This window comes from Marinobacter sp. (assembly GCF_040904845.1).
GTDB lineage: Bacteria > Pseudomonadota > Gammaproteobacteria > Pseudomonadales > Oleiphilaceae > Marinobacter.
In genome coordinates this window covers 20,687-38,711 of the sequence record NZ_JBBDSR010000047.1, presented here as the reverse complement: position 1 = coordinate 38,711, position 18,025 = coordinate 20,687, and the positions used below count along the sequence as shown (strand labels likewise).

General features: G+C 58.5%; 11 protein-coding genes. 2 read left to right on the top strand and 9 right to left on the bottom strand.

The genetic code is table 11. The features are described 5' to 3' along the window. Nucleotides 1–16: 16 nt before the first annotated feature. Nucleotides 17–1,273, bottom strand: coding sequence for a serine hydroxymethyltransferase (glyA, locus tag WD429_RS05340; RefSeq protein WP_368421139.1), 1,257 nt, complete (start codon nucleotides 1,271–1,273; stop codon nucleotides 17–19). A gap of 274 nt (nucleotides 1,274–1,547) precedes the next feature. Between glyA and ettA the strand changes: the two genes are divergently transcribed. After that, nucleotides 1,548–3,209, top strand: coding sequence for an energy-dependent translational throttle protein EttA (gene ettA, locus WD429_RS05335; RefSeq protein ID WP_368421138.1), 1,662 nt, complete (start codon nucleotides 1,548–1,550; stop codon nucleotides 3,207–3,209). Further along, nucleotides 3,209–4,585, top strand: coding sequence for a DNA repair protein RadA (gene radA / locus WD429_RS05330; protein WP_368421137.1), 1,377 nt, complete (start codon nucleotides 3,209–3,211; stop codon nucleotides 4,583–4,585). The genes ettA and radA overlap by 1 nt, the downstream gene beginning before the upstream one ends. A 65-nt stretch (nucleotides 4,586–4,650) precedes the next feature. On the opposite strand, the gene WD429_RS05325 is transcribed toward radA, so the two are convergent. The 8 genes from WD429_RS05325 to pilQ form a co-directional block, all read right to left on the bottom strand. Beyond that, a complete protein-coding gene (locus WD429_RS05325; RefSeq protein ID WP_368421136.1) occupies nucleotides 4,651–5,019 on the bottom strand; it encodes a PilZ domain-containing protein in 369 nt (122 codons plus the stop codon). 266 nt (nucleotides 5,020–5,285) lie between these two features. Further along, the gene (gene hemE / locus WD429_RS05320; protein WP_368421135.1) at nucleotides 5,286–6,350 is read right to left on the bottom strand and encodes a uroporphyrinogen decarboxylase; all 1,065 of its coding nucleotides are present in this window, start codon (nucleotides 6,348–6,350) and stop codon (nucleotides 5,286–5,288) included. 133 nt (nucleotides 6,351–6,483) lie between these two features. Then, a complete protein-coding gene (locus WD429_RS05315) occupies nucleotides 6,484–7,902 on the bottom strand; it encodes an FAD-dependent oxidoreductase (protein WP_368421140.1) in 1,419 nt (472 codons plus the stop codon). Between the two features lie 79 nt (nucleotides 7,903–7,981). Next, nucleotides 7,982–12,430 carry a glutamate synthase large subunit gene (gene gltB / locus WD429_RS05310; RefSeq protein ID WP_368421134.1) on the bottom strand — a complete coding sequence of 1,483 codons (4,449 nt, stop codon included), beginning with the start codon at nucleotides 12,428–12,430 and terminating at the stop codon, nucleotides 7,982–7,984. 235 nt (nucleotides 12,431–12,665) lie between these two features. Continuing rightward, the gene (locus tag WD429_RS05305) at nucleotides 12,666–14,105 is read right to left on the bottom strand and encodes an AAA family ATPase (protein ID WP_368421133.1); all 1,440 of its coding nucleotides are present in this window, start codon (nucleotides 14,103–14,105) and stop codon (nucleotides 12,666–12,668) included. A 2-nt stretch (nucleotides 14,106–14,107) separates the two neighbouring features. Continuing rightward, nucleotides 14,108–15,214, bottom strand: a complete 1,107-nt coding sequence (gene aroB / locus WD429_RS05300; protein WP_368421132.1) for a 3-dehydroquinate synthase — start codon at nucleotides 15,212–15,214, stop codon at nucleotides 14,108–14,110. Next, complete coding sequence (gene aroK, locus WD429_RS05295; RefSeq protein WP_368421131.1) at nucleotides 15,207–15,773, bottom strand: shikimate kinase AroK; 567 nt, start codon at nucleotides 15,771–15,773, stop codon at nucleotides 15,207–15,209. The genes aroB and aroK overlap by 8 nt, the downstream gene beginning before the upstream one ends. Before the next feature lie 124 nt (nucleotides 15,774–15,897). Further along, nucleotides 15,898–17,976: a type IV pilus secretin PilQ gene (gene pilQ, locus WD429_RS05290; RefSeq protein WP_368421130.1), complete on the bottom strand. Its 2,079-nt coding sequence runs from the start codon at nucleotides 17,974–17,976 to the stop codon at nucleotides 15,898–15,900. Nucleotides 17,977–18,025 lie beyond the last annotated feature (49 nt).

The following is an 18,025-nucleotide window of genomic DNA, read 5'->3' as shown; positions in this document are numbered from 1 at the left end:
CCGGCTTGACTGAAGTTTAGCCTGCGTAGACCGGGAAGCGAGCGCACAGGTCTTCGACCTGACCACGCACGCGTGCGTTCACTTCGTCATCCTCCAGGTTATCGAGAATATCGCAGATCCAGCCTGCCAGGTCCCGGCTCTCTGCTTCGCCGAAGCCCCGGGTAGTGATGGCCGGCGTACCGATCCGCAGGCCGGATGTTACGAACGGCGAGCGCGGGTCATTCGGCACCGCATTCTTGTTCACGGTGATGTGGGCACGACCGAGTGCGGCGTCAGCGTCTTTGCCGGTGATGTCCTGCTTGATCAGGCTCAGCAGGAACAGGTGGTTTTTAGTACCACCGGACACCACATCGAAACCGCGGTCGATAAAGACGTCCGCCATCACCGAGGCGTTTTTCACAACCTGTTTCTGGTAAACCTTGAACTCATCGCTCATGGCTTCCTTGAAGCAAATCGCCTTGGCCGCAATAACGTGCATCAGAGGGCCACCCTGGCCACCGGGGAACACCGCAGAGTTCAGTTTCTTGTGCAGATCCGCATCGTCACAGGCGAGAATCAGGCCGCCACGTGGGCCGCGCAGCGTCTTGTGAGTCGTTGTCGCCACCACGTGGGCGTGAGGGACCGGGTCCGGGTACACGCCAGCAGCGACCAGCCCGGCCACGTGCGCCATATCCACAAACAGATACGCGCCGACTTTGTCCGCAATCGCGCGGAAGCGGGCAAAATCCAGTTCCTGGGAGTAGGCCGAGAAGCCAGCAATGATCATTTTCGGTTTGTGCTCAACGGCCAGGGCTTCCACGTCATCGTAATCAATCAGGCCGGTTTCCGGGTTCAGGCCATATTGAACGGCGTTATAGATCTTGCCGGAGAAGCTCACGCTGGCACCGTGAGTCAGGTGGCCACCGTGAGCGAGGCTCATACCCAGCACGGTCTCGCCCGGCTTGAGCAACGCCATGAATACGGCGGAGTTGGCCTGAGAACCAGAATGCGGCTGCACATTGGCGTAGGCAGCACCGAACAGCTCTTTGGCGCGGTTAATCGCCAGGTTTTCCGCAATGTCGACAAACTCACAGCCACCGTAGTAACGCTTGCCGGGATAACCCTCAGCGTACTTGTTGGTGAGCAGGCTGCCCTGAGCTTCCATCACCCGTGGGCTGGTGTAGTTTTCTGACGCGATCAGCTCGATGTGAGCTTCCTGACGATGTTCTTCCGCCTGTATGGCGTTCCAGAGCTCGTCGTCAAACCCGGCGATTTTCATATCACGATTAAACATGGATGCGCTGCCTCTGTGTGCTTAGCTGCCCGAAAAATTGGGCCGCTATTCTATCGCACAAATGGGTGAAAAATCATCCTTTATGCCGTCCGCAGATACCGGCATGCGGCCAGATCCGGTTTCGGCTCAATTGCTATCACTGGTAGGTTTCGATACCTTACCGGGTCATAACTACGCAGCCAGACCGGGGGCGGGGGGGGGGGGGGCCCCCCCCCCCCCCCCCCCGCCATCAGCGTCAGAATTCACCAGCCTGTTCCAAAGAGGTTTTGCCGACATGGCCCAATACGTATACACCATGAATCGCGTGGGCAGAGTGGTTCCACCCAAGCGTGAAATTCTCAAAGACATTTCCCTGAGCTTCTTCCCGGGCGCCAAGATCGGTGTGCTGGGCCTAAACGGTTCCGGTAAATCTACGCTGCTGCGTATTATGGCGGGCCTGGACCAGGATTTCATCGGCGAAGCCCGCCCCCAACCCGGTATTCAAGTGGGCTACCTGCCCCAGGAACCGGAGCTGGACGACGCCAAGACCGTCAAAGAAATCGTCGACGAGTCCGTTTCGGGGGTCCATGACGCTCTCGCCGAGCTCGACCAGGTCTATGCCGCCTACGCCGAACCGGATGCCGATTTCGATGCCCTGGCCAAAAAACAGGGCGAACTCGAAGCTTATATCCAGGCCACCGACGGCCACGACATCGAGCGTAAAATGGAAGTGGCCGCCGACGCCCTGCGTCTGCCCGCCTGGGGCGCCATGGTGAAGAACCTGTCCGGTGGTGAGCGCCGCCGCGTGGCCCTGTGCCGTCTGCTGCTCTCCGGTCCGGACATGCTGCTGCTGGACGAGCCCACCAACCACCTGGACGCAGAGTCCGTGGCCTGGCTGGAGCGATTCCTGCACGACTACAACGGCACCGTGGTGGCCATCACCCACGACCGCTACTTCCTCGACAACGTCGCCGGCTGGATTCTGGAGCTGGACCGCGGCCAGGGCATCCCGTTTGAAGGCAACTACAGCCAGTGGCTGGAGAACAAAGAGCAACGCCTGGAGACCGAAGCCAAGCAGGAAGTGTCCCGCCAGAAGACCATCAAGCACGAACTGGAGTGGGTTCGCAGCAATGCCAAGGGCCGTCAATCCAAGAGCAAGGCCCGCCTGGCCCGCTTCGAGGAAATGAGCTCCCAGGAATTCCAGAAGCGCAACGAAACCAACGAACTGTACATTCCGCCCGGGCCGCGCCTGGGCGACAAAGTGTTTGAGGTCGAGGGCATCAGCAAGTCCTTCGATGATCGCCTGCTGTACGAGGATGTGTCCTTCTCGGTGCCCCCGGGAGCCATTGTGGGCATTATCGGTGGCAACGGCGCGGGCAAATCCACCCTGTTCCGCATGATTGCCGGGTACGACAAGCCGGATTCCGGCAACATCACCGTGGGCGAAACCGTGGAGCTGGCCTACGTCGACCAGATGCGAGACCTGAACGGCGACAACACCGTTTGGGAAGAGCTGAGCGACGGCAATGACATCATCAAGGTAGGCAACTACGAGACGCCGTCTCGCGCTTATGTGGGCCGCTTTAACTTCAAGGGTTCCGATCAGCAGAAACGTGTGGGCGATTTGTCCGGTGGCGAGCGCAATCGATTGCACCTGGCCAAGTTGCTCAAAGAAGGCGGCAACGTGCTGCTGCTGGACGAACCGACCAACGACCTGGATGTGGAAACCCTGCGCGCCCTGGAGGAAGCTCTGCTGAATTTCCCCGGCTCCGCGCTGGTGATCTCACACGATCGCTGGTTCCTGGACCGCGTAGCGACCCACATTCTGGCGTTCGAGGACGACGGCGAAGTGGTCTACTTCGAAGGCAACTTCAACGAATACGACGAAGACCACAAGAAGCGCAAGGGCGACTCCGCCATGGTGCCCCAGCGCATGAAGTACAAGAAGCTCGCCTGATGGCAAAGACCAGAACCGCCTATGTCTGCACCGAATGCGGCGCAGACTATTCCAAATGGCAGGGCCAGTGCACGGCCTGCCAGGCCTGGAACACCATCAGCGAAGTCCGCGGCGTCAGCAGCAATAACAAAGGCGCTCGCGGTGCACGGTTTGAAGGCTTTGCCGGCAGCCTGTCGGAAGTCCAGAGCCTGGACGACGTCAGCCTGGCCGAGCAGACCCGCATCAGCACCGGCATGCAGGAGTTCGACCGGGTTCTGGGCGGCGGTCTGGTGGAGGGGTCGGCGGTTCTGATGGGCGGCCACCCGGGAGCCGGCAAGAGCACGCTGCTACTGCAGGCCGTGTGCCACCTGGCCGCCAGCGTACCGGCCCTGTACGTCACCGGCGAGGAATCTCTCCAACAAGTGGCGATGCGCGCCAAGCGCCTGGGCTTACCGACGAAAGACCTCAAAATGCTCTCAGAGACCAGCGTCGAACGAGTGATGCAGGTCGCGGAAGCTGAGAAGCCCCGCATTCTGGTGGTGGACAGTATCCAGGTGATGCACGTCGCCGAGACCGAATCGGCACCCGGCAGCGTTTCCCAGGTTCGCGAAAGTGCCGCCTACCTGACCCGCTTTGCCAAACAGACTGGCACCATTCTGTTCCTGGTCGGCCACGTCACCAAGGACGGCAGCCTAGCCGGCCCCAAAGTGCTGGAGCATATGATCGACTGCTCCATCCTGCTGGAAGGCTCCAGCGACAGCCGCTACCGCACACTCCGTGGGATCAAGAACCGGTTCGGGGCGGTGAACGAGCTGGGTGTCTTTGCGATGCTGGAACAGGGCCTGAAAGAGGTGAAGAACCCCAGTGCGATCTTCCTGAACCGCGGCGAGGAAGCCGCGCCCGGCAGCGTGGTAATGGTGGTCTGGGAAGGCACCCGGCCGATGCTGGTGGAAATTCAGGCACTGGTGGACATGGCGCAGGGTGGGTATCCACGGCGCGTTGCGGTGGGCCTGGATCAGAACCGGCTGGCAATGCTATTGGCGGTGCTGCATCGCCATGGTGGCCTGCACGTGTCGGATCAGGACGTGTTCGTTAATGTGGTCGGCGGCGTGAAGGTCAACGAGACCAGCGCTGACCTGGCGCTGCTGGCGGCCGTGGTCTCATCGTTCCGCGACCGCGCCCTGCCCCAGGATCTGGTCATTTTCGGCGAAGTCGGCCTCTCGGGTGAAATTCGCCCGGTGCCCAGTGGCCAGGAGCGCATTTACGAGGCCTCCAAGCACGGCTTTACCCGGGCCCTGGTGCCCAAGGCCAACGTGCCGCGCAAGCCTGTCGAGGGGATGAAGGTAATTCCAGTTACCAAGCTTAGCGATGCGCTTTCGGCATTGGAGGATATTTAGGCATCCGCCGGGATATACTGAATGTAGGTCGGATTAGCGAAGCGTAATCCGACAAAAAAGACTGCCTAATCAATCAAATGCGCAAACTCCCGCTCAAGCAACGCCTGATCACCCAGATTCAACTCAACCAACCGCTTTAAATGGGTCACGCTTTCCAGGTCGATGTACTGACACTTGAACCCCAACCGCTGCGACTCAACATGCCGCAGCTCCACCGCCATGACAATGGCCGTTTCGTTATCATCCAGATGAATGATCACCTCACACGGCTGATTTAACGGCACGTCCCATTCGTCAGGCCTTTTTACCAAGACGCCTTTAAGGGAAATATCCAGCACTTCCGTCCACCAGACGCTGTCCTGGCGGTGAAGCTCACATGGGGCGTCAAATTCAATACGATGAAATCGACGTTTCTCTGGGGTTTTGGGGGGCAAGTGGGCACTCCTGTTTACCGGTCTTGTTTGGTATGACTATAGACCCGACAGGGGGATGCAGCCAGAGGAGTTTGTTGGGGGTGGTTTGTGGGTGTTGATGTCGGATTACGGCACGCTTTGCGTGTCTAATCCGACCTACAAGTCCAACCCGACTCACAAGCGGTGATGTTGCCATGGCCGGAGAGAAGCGCACAGGGAAGTGCTTGTAGCGGTTTTTGGACAGCGCTTCCAGACGACCGCCCCACCGAATTCTCAGGCTACGAAGGCTAGCGGTGATATTCCGGACTCAGCTCAACCACCGCCTCAATAAACGCCCTGGCATGCTCCGGGTCCACCTCGGGCGTAATCCCGTGCCCCAGATTGAAAATGTGCCCGGGGCCGGAGCCGTAACGGCGCAGGATGTCGGCGACTTCCTGGCGAATACGCGCTGGCGGCGCGTACAGCATGGCCGGGTCCATATTGCCCTGCAGCGCCACGCGATCACCGATGCGGGCCCGGGCATTGCCGATGTCCGTCGTCCAGTCCAGGCCGACTGCGTCGGCACCGGAGTCGGCGATAGACTCCAGCCACTGGCCGCCATTCTTGGTAAACAGAATCACCGGTACCCGGCGACCGTCTTGCTCGGGAATCAGGCCATCAATGATTTTCTTCATATAACGCAGTGAGAATTCCTGATAGGCCCAGTGGCTCAGCACGCCGCCCCAGGTATCAAAGATCTGCACAGCCTGAGCGCCGGCCCGGATCTGGCCATTCAGGTAATCAATAACACTGTCCGCCAGGTGATCCAGCAAGCGATGCATCACATCCGGCTGGCCATACATCAGCTTCTTGGCTTCGCGGAAATCTTTCGATGACCCCCCTTCAATCATGTAGGTGGCAAGCGTCCACGGGCTGCCGGAAAATCCGATCAACGGAACGCTTCCGTTCAGAGCGCCACGAATCGTGGAAACGGCGTTCATCACATAATCCAGATCCACCTCGGCTTTGATGGTGGGCAAAGCCGCAACGTCCGCCTCAGAGCGGATGGTGTGCCGGAACTTCGGCCCCTCGCCAGTTTCGAAATACAGGCCAAGTCCCAACGCATCGGGAATGGTCAGAATGTCCGAGAACAGAATGGCGGCATCGAGAGGGAACCGCTCGAGCGGCTGTAGTGTGACCTCACAGGCCAGCGGTGTGTTCTTGCAGAGGCTGAGAAAATCACCCGCTTCGGCACGTTTCGCACGATACTCTGGCAAGTAGCGGCCAGCCTGACGCATCATCCACACCGGCGTGCGGTCAACGGGCTGGCGCATCAACGCGCGCAGGAAGCGGTCATTCTTCAGCTCAGTCATAGGAAATCCAGTCTGCTCTAGGTCTGCAAATTGAGGGTGCAAATTGAGGGGGCAATGATACCCCGTTTTCAGCAATAAAAAAGGGCGGCTTACCCGTAGCAAACCGCCCTTCTGATCGGGATCAAGACTGAATTCAGATATCCAGATAATCCAGCATACCCTCGGCGGCCTGGCGGCCTTCCCAGATAGCCGTTACGACCAGATCCGAGCCGCGGACCATGTCACCGCCGGCAAAAATCTTCGGGTTGCTGGTCTGGAACCCAAACTCGGCCTCTTCCGGAGCCGCCACGCGGCCCGAATCGTCAGTGCTGACGTTCTGCTCATCAAACCAGTCCGCCGGGCTCGGGCGGAAACCAAAGGCGACCAGCACGGCATCGGCCGGAATCACCTCTTCGCTGCCGGCAATCACTTCCGGACGACGGCGGCCATTTTCATCGGGCTCACCCAACTTGGTCTGCACAACCTTCACACCCTCCACCTTATCTTCACCGATGATGGCGATGGGCTGACGGTTGAACATGAACTTCACGCCTTCTTCCTTCGCGTTCGCCACTTCCTTGCGCGAGCCCGGCATGTTTTCCTCATCCCGACGGTAGGCACAGGTGACGCTGTCAGCCTGCTGGCGAATGGAAGTACGGTTGCAATCCATGGCCGTGTCACCACCACCCAGAACAACAACCCGCTTTCCCTTCATATCGATGAAGTCATCGGCATTGTCCTCGTAACCGAGGCGACGGTTGACGTTGGAGACCAGGAACGGCAAGGCGTCATAGACTCCTTCCAAATCTTCGCCGGGAAAACCGCCTTTCATGTAGGTGTACGTGCCCATTCCCATAAACACCGCGTCGTACTCGCTCAGGATGTCATCCATCATCACGTCCTTGCCCACTTCCGTGGACAGGCGGAACTCCACGCCCATTTCCTCGAACACCTGACGACGGCGGGTCATCACCGATTTTTCCAGCTTGAACTCGGGAATACCAAAGGTCAGCAGACCACCGATCTCCGGGTAAATATCAAACACCACCGGCTTTACGCCATTTCGCACCAGAACGTCAGCGCAACCCAGGCCCGCAGGGCCGGCACCGATCACGGCGACTTTTTTGTCGGTCCACTTCACCGCCGACATATCCGGTTTCCAGCCCAAAGCAAAGGCCGTATCGGTGATGTATTTCTCGACCGAACCGATAGTCACCGCGCCATAACCATCGTTCAGAGTACAGGCACCCTCGCACAAGCGGTCCTGCGGACACACCCGGCCACACACTTCCGGCAGGGAGTTGGTCTGATGGCACAACTCCACCGCCCTCATGATGTTGCCTTCGGACACCAGTTTCAGCCAGTTAGGGATGTAATTGTGTACCGGGCACTTCCATTCACAGTAAGGGTTACCACACTCCAGGCAGCGGTGTGCCTGAGGCGCCGCCTGCTCGTTGGTAAACGGGTAATAGATTTCCCCGAACTCTTTCTTGCGCTTTTTGGCCGGTACCTTTTTCGGGTCTACACGCCCTACTTCAACAAACTGGAAATCGTTATTCAGTCGTTCTTTCATCATGACGCTCTCATCAACTCGATTTCGACGGGGGCTCCCGTTTACCCGTGGACGCCCCTGACCGTAATTCTTCCGGCACTTACTCCGGACGCGCGCGAGTGCTCGCCAGCAGGCTGCGAAGATTGGCAGCCTTGGGTTTCACCAGCCAGAAACGGCCGATGTAGTCGTCGAAATCTTCAAGAATGTGCTCTGCCCACGCACTCCCGGTTTCCGAGATGTGCTCCCGAATCACACCACGCAGGTGGTTTCGGTAAGACTCCATGTCCTCACGGGAAATGCGCTGTATTTCGACCAGTTCGTGGTTGTACTTGTCCACGAAGGTGTTGTCCATGTCCAGCACATAGGCAAAGCCACCGGTCATACCGGCACCAAAGTTGTAACCAATCGACCCGAGAACGGTAACCAGACCACCGGTCATGTATTCACAGCAGTGATCACCAGCACCTTCGACGACCGCATGGGTGCCCGAGTTACGGACGGCGAACCGCTCACCGGCGGTACCCGCTGCAAACAGTTTGCCGCCAGTCGCGCCGTACAGGCAGGTGTTGCCGACAATCGACGTCTCGTTGGTTTTGAAGGTGCTTCCACGGGGTGGCTTGACCACCAACTTACCGCCGGTCATGCCTTTACCGACGTAATCGTTGGCATCGCCTTCCAGGATCAGGTTGAGGCCTCCGACGTTCCAGACACCGAAACTCTGCCCGGCGGTACCGGTCAGGTCCAGGGTGACGGGCGCATCCACCATGCCCTGGTTGCCATGTCTGGCGGCAATTTCGCCGGACAGGCGCGCGCCGATGGAGCGGTCGCAGTTGGTCACTCGATAGGACCAGGCACCACCGGACTTTTCATCCAGCGCACCGGCAATGTCTTTCACCATCTGCTCCGCCAATGCGCCTTCATCGAACGGCTTGTTACGCTCAACCTGACAGGTCTGGGGCTTGTCCGCCGGAATATGGTCGTTCGCCAGCAAGCGGCTAAGATCCAGTTTTTTCTGGCGCTCAGTATCCCCGGGCAAGCGCTCGAGCAGATCCACGCGGCCGACCAGCTCTTCCAGGCTGCGAACGCCCAACTTCGCCATCCATTCGCGGGTTTCCGTGGCGACAAAGCGGAAAAAGTTCATCGCCATGTCCACTGTGCCCTTGAAGTGCTCCTCGCGAAGGTGCTCATTCTGAGTCGCCACACCGGTGGCACAGTTATTCAGATGGCAGATGCGCAGATACTTGCAACCCAGCGCCACCATTGGGGTGGTACCGAAACCGAAGCTTTCTGCGCCAAGGATGGCTCCTTTCACCACATCCAGGCCGGTTTTGATACCGCCGTCCGTCTGCAGGCGAATCTTGCCGCGAAGGTCGTTAGCCCGCAGCGCCTGCTGCGTTTCCGTCAGACCCAGCTCCCACGGAGAACCCGCGTAGCGGATCGACGTCAGTGGGCTGGCGGCCGTGCCCCCGTCATAACCCGAGACCGTGATCAGATCGGCGTAGGCCTTGGCCACGCCGGCCGCAATGGTGCCGACACCCGGCTCAGACACCAGTTTGACCGAGACCAGCGCCTGCGGATTCACCTGCTTGAGGTCGAAAATCAGCTGCGCCAGATCCTCGATGGAGTAGATGTCGTGGTGTGGTGGCGGTGAAATCAACGTCACACCCGGCACGGAGTAGCGCAGGCGAGCGATGAGATCGTTTACTTTGCCACCGGGCAACTGGCCACCTTCACCGGGCTTGGCACCCTGGGCAACCTTGATCTGCATGACATCGGCGCTGCGCAGATATTCGGCGGTGACGCCGAAGCGGCCGGAGGCCACCTGTTTGATCTTTGAGCGCTTGTTGGTGCCATAACGGGCCGGGTCTTCGCCGCCCTCACCGGAGTTGGAACGGCCACCCAGCGTGTTCATCGCCACCGCCAACGCTTCGTGAGCTTCTGGAGACAGCGCCCCCAGGGACATCGCTGCGGAATCGAAGCGCGGGAAAATGTTCTCGACCGGCTCAACCTCGGCAATATCAATCGCTTTGATGTCTTTACGGAATCCCAACAGGTCCCGGAGTGTCGCCACCGGGCGCTCGTTAACCAGCCCGGCATACTCCTGGTAGTGGCCGTAATCGCCGCTGGTCACCGCTTCCTGCAACTTGCCAACCACATCCGGGTTGAACGCATGGTATTCCTGGCCGTGCACGTATTTCAGCAGGCCACCCTGGGAAATGGGTTTACGCGGCTTCCAGGCAATGGCCGCCAGTTGCTCCTGATCCTGCTGAAAATCAAAGAAACCGGCACCTTGAATACGGCTCGGCACGCCTTTGAAGCACAGATCCACAACCTCGTCCGCCAGGCCGATGGCCTCGAACAGCTGCGCACCGCGATAGGAGGTAATGGTTGAAATACCCATCTTCGACAGGATTTTCAGCAACCCCTTGTTAATGCCTTTGCGGTAGTTGTTCTTGGCCTCGATCGGATCCATCAGCACTTCACCGGTGCGAATGAGATCGTTCATCACCTGATAGGCAAGGTATGGATAGACCGCTGTCGCACCGAAGCCGAACAGCACCGCAAACTGGTGCGAATCGCGAGCCCAGCCGGTCTCGACCACGAGGTTGGAGTCACACCGCAGCCCTTTTGCAACCAGGTGATGGTGTACCGCGCCGGTGGCCATGAGGGCGTTGACTGGCAGTTCGTCCTCGTTCAGGTCCTTGTCGGACAGGATCAGCAAAACCTTACCGTTACGAGTCGCCTCTTCCGCCTGGTCGCAAACCTGGCGGATCGCCTGCTCAAGCCCCATCTCGGCGCGATAGCCCAGATGAATGCGTGCTACTTCAAACCCGGGCCTGTCATTATTGGCAATTTTCAGGAATTTGGCGGGAGACAGCACTGGCGTCGTGAGAATGATGCGGTCGGCATGCTCCGGCGTCTCCTCGAACACATTGCGCTCGGAGCCCAGACAGGTTTCCAGAGACATCACAATCGCTTCACGAAGCGGGTCTATGGCCGGGTTGGTTACCTGAGCAAACTTCTGGCGGAAGTAATCCCCGACATGTCGCACTTTGCTGGACAACACCGCCATCGGTGTGTCGTCGCCCATAGAGCCGACCGCTTCCTGGCTGTTTTCGGCCAGCGGACGCAGAACCTGATCACGTTCCTCGAAGGACACCATGAACATCTTCTGATGCACCTGCAGCTCTTCGGCATCCATCAGGCGGAACTCGGGCGTGTCCTGATTCAGAGTCGTCTCAACCCGCAGGGCGTTTTCCCTCAGCCATTGCTTGTACGGATGGGCATTTTTGAGCCGTTCATCGATATCCGGAGTATGGAGTAGCTCACCTGTCTGGGTGTCAACGGCGAGCATCTGGCCGGGCCCAACACGACCCTTGGCGACGACGTCGTCCGGCTGATAGCCGTAGGTGCCGATTTCGGAGGCCAAGGTAATGAAGTCATCCTTGGTGATCACCCAGCGCGCAGGCCGCAGACCGTTGCGGTCAAGCATACACACCGCGTACCGGCCATCGGAGAATACCAGGCCGGCAGGACCGTCCCAGGGCTCCATGTGCATGGAGTTGTATTCGTAGAAGGCTCTCAGCTTGGAATCCATGGTATCGACATTCTGCCACGCGGGCGGAATCATCATTCGCACCGCCCGGAACAGGTCTACCCCACCGGCCAGCAGAACTTCCAGCATGTTGTCCATGCTGGATGAGTCAGATCCCGTCAGGTTAACCAGCGGCTGCAGGGTCTGCAGGTCCGGCAGGTCCGGAGAACTGAACTTGGCCGCACGGGCGATGGCCCAGTTTCGGTTGCCATCGACGGTGTTGATCTCGCCGTTATGAGCCAGGAAACGGAACGGTTGGGCCAGTGGCCAGCGCGGCATGGTATTGGTGGAGAAACGCTGGTGAAAGACGCAGATGGCGGTCTGCAGATCCGGGTCACCGAGGTCTTTGTAGAAATTCGCCAGATCCGCCGGCATCATCAGGCCCTTATAGGCCAGCGTGCGATGAGACAGACTGCAGATGTAGAACTCGGGATCATCGACCATGTCCCGTTCGGCGTAGCGACGACCAATGAACAGGCCGATGGCAAACTCTTTCTCTGCGTTATCAGCGGGTGCCACAAACACCTGCTCGATACGTGGCAGGCAGTCCAGAGCCATAGGACCAAGACAACTATCGTCCGTTGGCACTTCGCGCCAACCAAGGATATCCAGCCCCTGCTCGGTCAGCCGCGCCTCTATGGCAGCACGTCCTGCCTGCGCTTTGGACTCGTCCTGATTGAGGAACACCTGGCCAACTGCAAACAATTCGCCAGGCTCCTTGCCAAACGCCGCTTTGGCGGCCTTACGCAGAAACGCATCCGGGCTTTGAATAAGCAAGCCACAACCATCACCGGTCTTTCCGTCCGCAGCAATACCACCGCGGTGGGTCATGCAGGTCAGCGACTCGATGGCAGTTTGCAACAACTTATGGCTGGCATCGCCTTTCATATGGGCGATCAGTCCGAAGCCGCAGTTGTCCCTGAATTCCTCGGGATGATACAAACCTGTCATCATAAGCGTTCTCTCACATGGAAATGCTTTTCAATCAAAGAGTTATAAACTAATACCGTTAACATCACCCTTCGACACTGAAAATGGGGGCTGGATATTCTACACACGTAAAAATACGTACTCAATCCAAAGACTGCTTGTTTTCGGGGCAAAGTCATTCGGCAGGACTACTAAGTACGTTGATTATTATGGACTTTAGTGGTGCCTTATCGCTTTTTCCCAACGAGCCTCAACAGCCTCAAAAACCGTCGAGACGGCGAACCCAGGGCGACAGGGACTGCAGACTTTCCGGCAATTTCGCCAAGGCCACCCTTGCGGCTGACGCATCCTCAAATTCGCCATAGAATACCACAAACCAGTCCTTGTCCTGCCGAGTAGCGCGGGTATAACGAAGGCTTGGCACATCCGAGTGCTGCTGGAGGAAGTCCGTTGCCGTGCGCTCCTGGAAGCCCGCGACGAACTGGGCAGTCAATCCGGCCATCCCACGGACATCACTTACCGCAACGAAACGCTCTGGCAACACTGGTTCAAACCCAGGCTCTGGCTCTGGCTCTGGCTCCGGCTCCGGCTCCGGCTCCGGCTCCGGCTCCGGCTCTATTATTGCCTCCGGCTCCGCCGTTTGCGTAGGCTCGAGCTCGGGCTGGAGCTCAATGTCCGGTTCTGGCGCTTCATCCCGCCTCTCAGCAGGGTCGCGGACTGGCACCACCTCCGGCTGCCCCGGGCCAATGGTTATACTTTTTCTGACGCGCTCTGGCTCCTTCGTCCCAGCGTCCTGACTCACCGTCACTGAGTCATCGTACTGCTGCGAAACCACCCACCACGAAAGACCAAGCAACAGCAACGCCAGAGCAGGCCACCGAAACCCCATCAGCGACCTGAAAGACGCACGCCGCACCTGGGACGGGGCCGATGTCATATCCAGCCAGACCGCCGGCGTTACCCGCTGTATGCGTGCAAAGCTACCCTGACTGAGCTGAAAAATCTGCCGAAGCCGAGAAGCACTGAGCAGGTCCGCAGCATCGCCACCGGCGCTATGCACGCGAGGCTCAAGGTAAGCACCGACCTCTTCCAGAGTCAGGGGCCTGAGATGTATCTGGTGCACCCCTGCGGATGACGTGTCGAGCCCCAGCATATCGATCAAATCGCCACCACCGCTAAAAACCGGGACGGCTGCCATATTGCGATCTGCAGCGAGAAAGGCTGCGAGCAACGTTTTCAACAGTTCCGGCGGGGCTCGGTCGGCATCGTCAACCAACAAAACCATCCGCTGCCCTTTACGAGCCCGGGCCTCGGACCAACGAAAAAAGTTATAAACCACATCGCGAACGTTATCGGACCTTTCGACGCTTTTATGAGCGATGCCTGCCAGCGCCCTTGCCAAGGCCTGGGCGCTGGTTAATGCCGCGGCAGGTAACCGGTGAAAATCCAGGCGGGCGGATTCGTTGCGAACCAGCTCCGCCAACAATCGTGATTTCCCGGCTCCCGGCGCACCGGTCAGCAACAGGCCAAGGTCGCCGAAGCCGCCCAGGTGGCGAAGCGTCTCCAGTGCGTGGTGGCGCATGGCACCTGGGAAGAATGGTGCTTCCATTTCCAGTGGGTTGGCCCGCAATCCATAGCGCTGCTGCAACCTTGGAAACAGGCCGCCGCCGTCCAGACTGTTCAATCCCGTGTTGTTCACTCTCACTCCTCGTAACGCAGCGTCCCGCAATACTCACGGAGGGTGGCTGCAAGCGCTTCTGGCTGCGCATCTGCAGTAACAAAGGCGTCTCCAAGTGCTCTCAACAACACCAGGCGCAAAGCGCCATCCACATTCTTCTTATCAACGGCCATCAACCTCATAAAATCAGACGGCTCCATCGCCTCGGGCGGAATGCCCGGCAGACCCGCACACGTGATCAGCGCCCGCACCCGGTCAAAATCCGCATCGGAAATCATACCTTCCCGGCGCGAGAGATCCGCCGCCATAATCATACCGGTCCCGACTGCCTCGCCATGCAGCCAGTTGCCATAACCTGCATAGGTTTCCATGGCATGACCAAAGGTGTGACCCAGATTCAGGATGGCCCTGAGCCCGCCTTCCCGCTCATCCTCAGCGACCACCTCGGCCTTACAGGCACAGGAGCGGTAAATCGCTTCGACCAGCGGTTGCGCATCCAGCGCCTTGAGCTGTTCCATCTTGGCTTCCAACCAGTCCAGAAAACCGGCATCCCGGATCAGTCCGTATTTGATCACTTCGGCCAGCCCGGCTGCGACCTCGCGGTGGGGCAAGGTCTTCAGGGAGCCTGTATCAATCATCACAACTTCCGGCTGGTGGAATGCCCCAACCATGTTCTTTCCCAGTGGGTGGTTAATACCGGTTTTACCACCCACCGATGAGTCCACTTGCGACAATAACGTGGTCGGAATCTGGATGAAGGGTACGCCGCGCTGATAGCACGCGGCGGCGAAGCCAGTCATGTCACCGACAACACCCCCGCCCAAGGCGACCAGCGTGGTCTTACGGGTATGGCGCTTCGTGAGCAGGGCGTCAAAAATCAGGTTCAGAGTCTGCCAGTCCTTGTACTTTTCGCCATCCGGCAGAATAACCGAATCCACATCTTTGCCGGCAAAGCATGCCTTGGCGGCTTCAAGGTAAAGCGGTGCCACGGTGTCGTTGGTGACAATCATTACCTGACTACCGGCAACGTACTGACTCAGATCTTTGGTGCCCAGCAGCCCTTCCCCGATAAAAATGGGGTAGCTCCGATCCCCGAGATCGACATTGAGTTCTCGCACAGCGCTATGCATGATTCCGCCCTTCCTTTCTTACCTGCCGCCTATGCCGGGGGGTTTTCGGGTCTACCCGGTTAACCAGTTGGCGCACCACCAATCGGGGACTTTTTCGGTCCGTGTACATAATCACATCCGCCAACTGGGTATAGATGGGGTCTCGCAGCGCAAACAAATGCCGCAGGACGGCCTCGGGGTCATCGTTCTGGAGCAGCGGTCGATTCCTGTCCCGACGGGTTCTTTCAACCTGTTGCTCCAGCGACGTTTTCAGGTAAACCACGGTGGCCTCATGTTTCAGCAACTCGTGGTTCTCCGGCTTCATCACCGCACCGCCACCCGTTGCGAGAACGATTCCGGCAGCATCAGAGAGCTCCGCCAGCATGGCCGTTTCCCGTAGCCGAAAACCCTCTTCCCCCTCTACGTCAAAAATCCAGGGGATATTGGCACCACACCGGTCCTCGATAATCCGGTCGGTGTCGAGAAAACGATAGCCGACTTCTCTGGCAAGCATGCGCCCAATGGTGCTCTTCCCCGCACCCATTGGGCCAACCAGGACTATTCGTTTTGGCAATGACATAACGTTAACTCGCAAGGATTCTGGCGGGTGAGAATAGCACAGGGCGACAAAATCGATAAATATCGACGAACTCCGGACGAAAAAAAGCCGCCGGTGTGAGGCGGCGGCTTTCGCTTCTTCAAGCTTACTGGATCAGATCGCTTTTGATGATCTTCGGTGTGATGAAGATCAGAAGCTCACTGCGTTCATCGATGCGCACCGTACGCTTGAACAGACGCCCAAGGTAGGGGATATCGCCCAGGAAGGGTGTCTTGGTCACAGTGGTCGCCACTTCGGACTGGAAAATGCCGCCCAGAACAACCGTTTCTCCATTGCCGACCAACACCTGCGTGCTCACTTCATTGGTGTTGATCGCCGGGATACCCGCGGTAACCTCGCCGCGGGAGTCCTGGTTTACCACCAGGTCCATGATGATCTTATCGTCCGGCGTGATTTGCGGTGTCACTTCCAGAGACAGGGCCGCTTCCTTGAAGGAAACCGATGTAGCACCGCTGGACGACGCTTCCTGGTAGGGAATCTCTTCACCAGACTTGATCTTCGCAGTCTGGCGGTCGGCGGTCACAACGCGCGGCTGGGAGACTACCTCTGCCTGGCCATCGCTTTCCAGAGCCGACAGTTCGAGGTCTACGAGGAAGTCATCGCTGCCCCAACCAATGGCAAATGCGGAGGCACCCTCGCCGGAGACACCCAGATCAACTGCCAGCGCTCCCGGAAAGGTAATGCCATTACCGTTCCCACCAGCCGCTTGCCGGGCCTCTTCCACTGCACCCAATGATCCACCAACGGAGACGACATCATCGCCGTTAACATCATACGCAGCGCCACCCCAACGAACACCGAGACTCTCTGCGACGTTGGTCTGCGCCCTGACAATCCGCGCTTCAATGGACACCTGGCGAACCGGCACGTCCCAGGTTGTCACCAGACGACGGATCTCTTCCAGTTTATCCGAGGTTTCCCGGACGCTGATGGTGTTGGTACGGGTGTCCGATGACACAAAGCCGCGAGAGGAAATCAGCTCTTCATCCGCCTGGATCAGAGCCACGATATCCGCCGCCTTCGCGTAGTTCACCTGCACAATATCCAGGCGCACCGGGGCCAGTTCAGCGATCTGCTTACTGGTTTCCAGCTCCAGCTTCTCACGGGCGGCGATTTCATCCGCCGGTGCCACCAGCAGTACATTGCCGATCTGGCGCTTATCCAGACCCTTGGTTTTCAGGATCAGGTCGAGCGCCTGGTCCCACGGCACATTCTGCAGGCGCAGAGTGATACTGCCGCTGACCGTATCGCTTGCCACCAGGTTCAGGCCGGTAAAGTCTGCGATCAACTGCAACACCGAGCGCACTTCAATATCCTGGAAATTCAGTGAGAGCTTGTCACCGCTATAAGGGAATTTCTCTTCCCGGCGCTCTTCTGCTTCCTGCTCGGACAGCTTTTCGACACTGACGGTGAACTCTGAACCTGACTGGTAAGCGATGTAGTCGTAGTTGCCTTCCGGGCGGATTTCAACCACCGCATTGCCGTCTTCCACAAACGTATCGACGCGCGTTACCGGCGTTGCGAAATCCGTGACGTCCAGCCTGCGCCGCAGGTTTTGCGGAACGGTAGCGCCGTCCATCGTGAGACGAATTTTTCCGCCCAACTCGGACAGATCCACTGGCGTGCTTGAGCGCCCGAGATCAACAATGACGCGCCCTTCGCCGTCTTTGCCACGACGGAAGTCAACGCCTGCCAGAGCATTGTCGCTGCGGGGCGATGCTGACGCAGAATTCGATCTCACAGTTGAGGAAGCACCAGAGCCTGGAGCCGCGGCCACACCCCCGCTGTCACCTCCAATAGTCATCACCAGAGAGTTGCCCTCGCGAACCGTCTCGTAAGGCGCAAGCTCAACCAGGTTAAAAATCAGACGAGTACGGTCTTTGGTTTCCACCACCGTCATGCTCTGGGCATTGCCCGACCCCAACGAAACACTCCGGCTGCCAAGACCGCTTCGAGCATCTTTGAGATCGACCGCAATACGCGCCGGACGCTCTATCGTGTAACCAGTTGGCTCAGGTGGCTGGCCGTCAAACTTCAGCGTCACTTCCAGCTGGTCGCCGGGTAACGAAGAAAACGACACGTCTTCCAACGTGACCGCATTGGCCAGGCCGGACAACAACCCAAGAGCAATCACGCTGACGTATACATTGAGTTTTCTGAACATCGCTAGCCTCGACCCCAAACTTTTTTGTTCATGCAAATTTCTTTCTGAT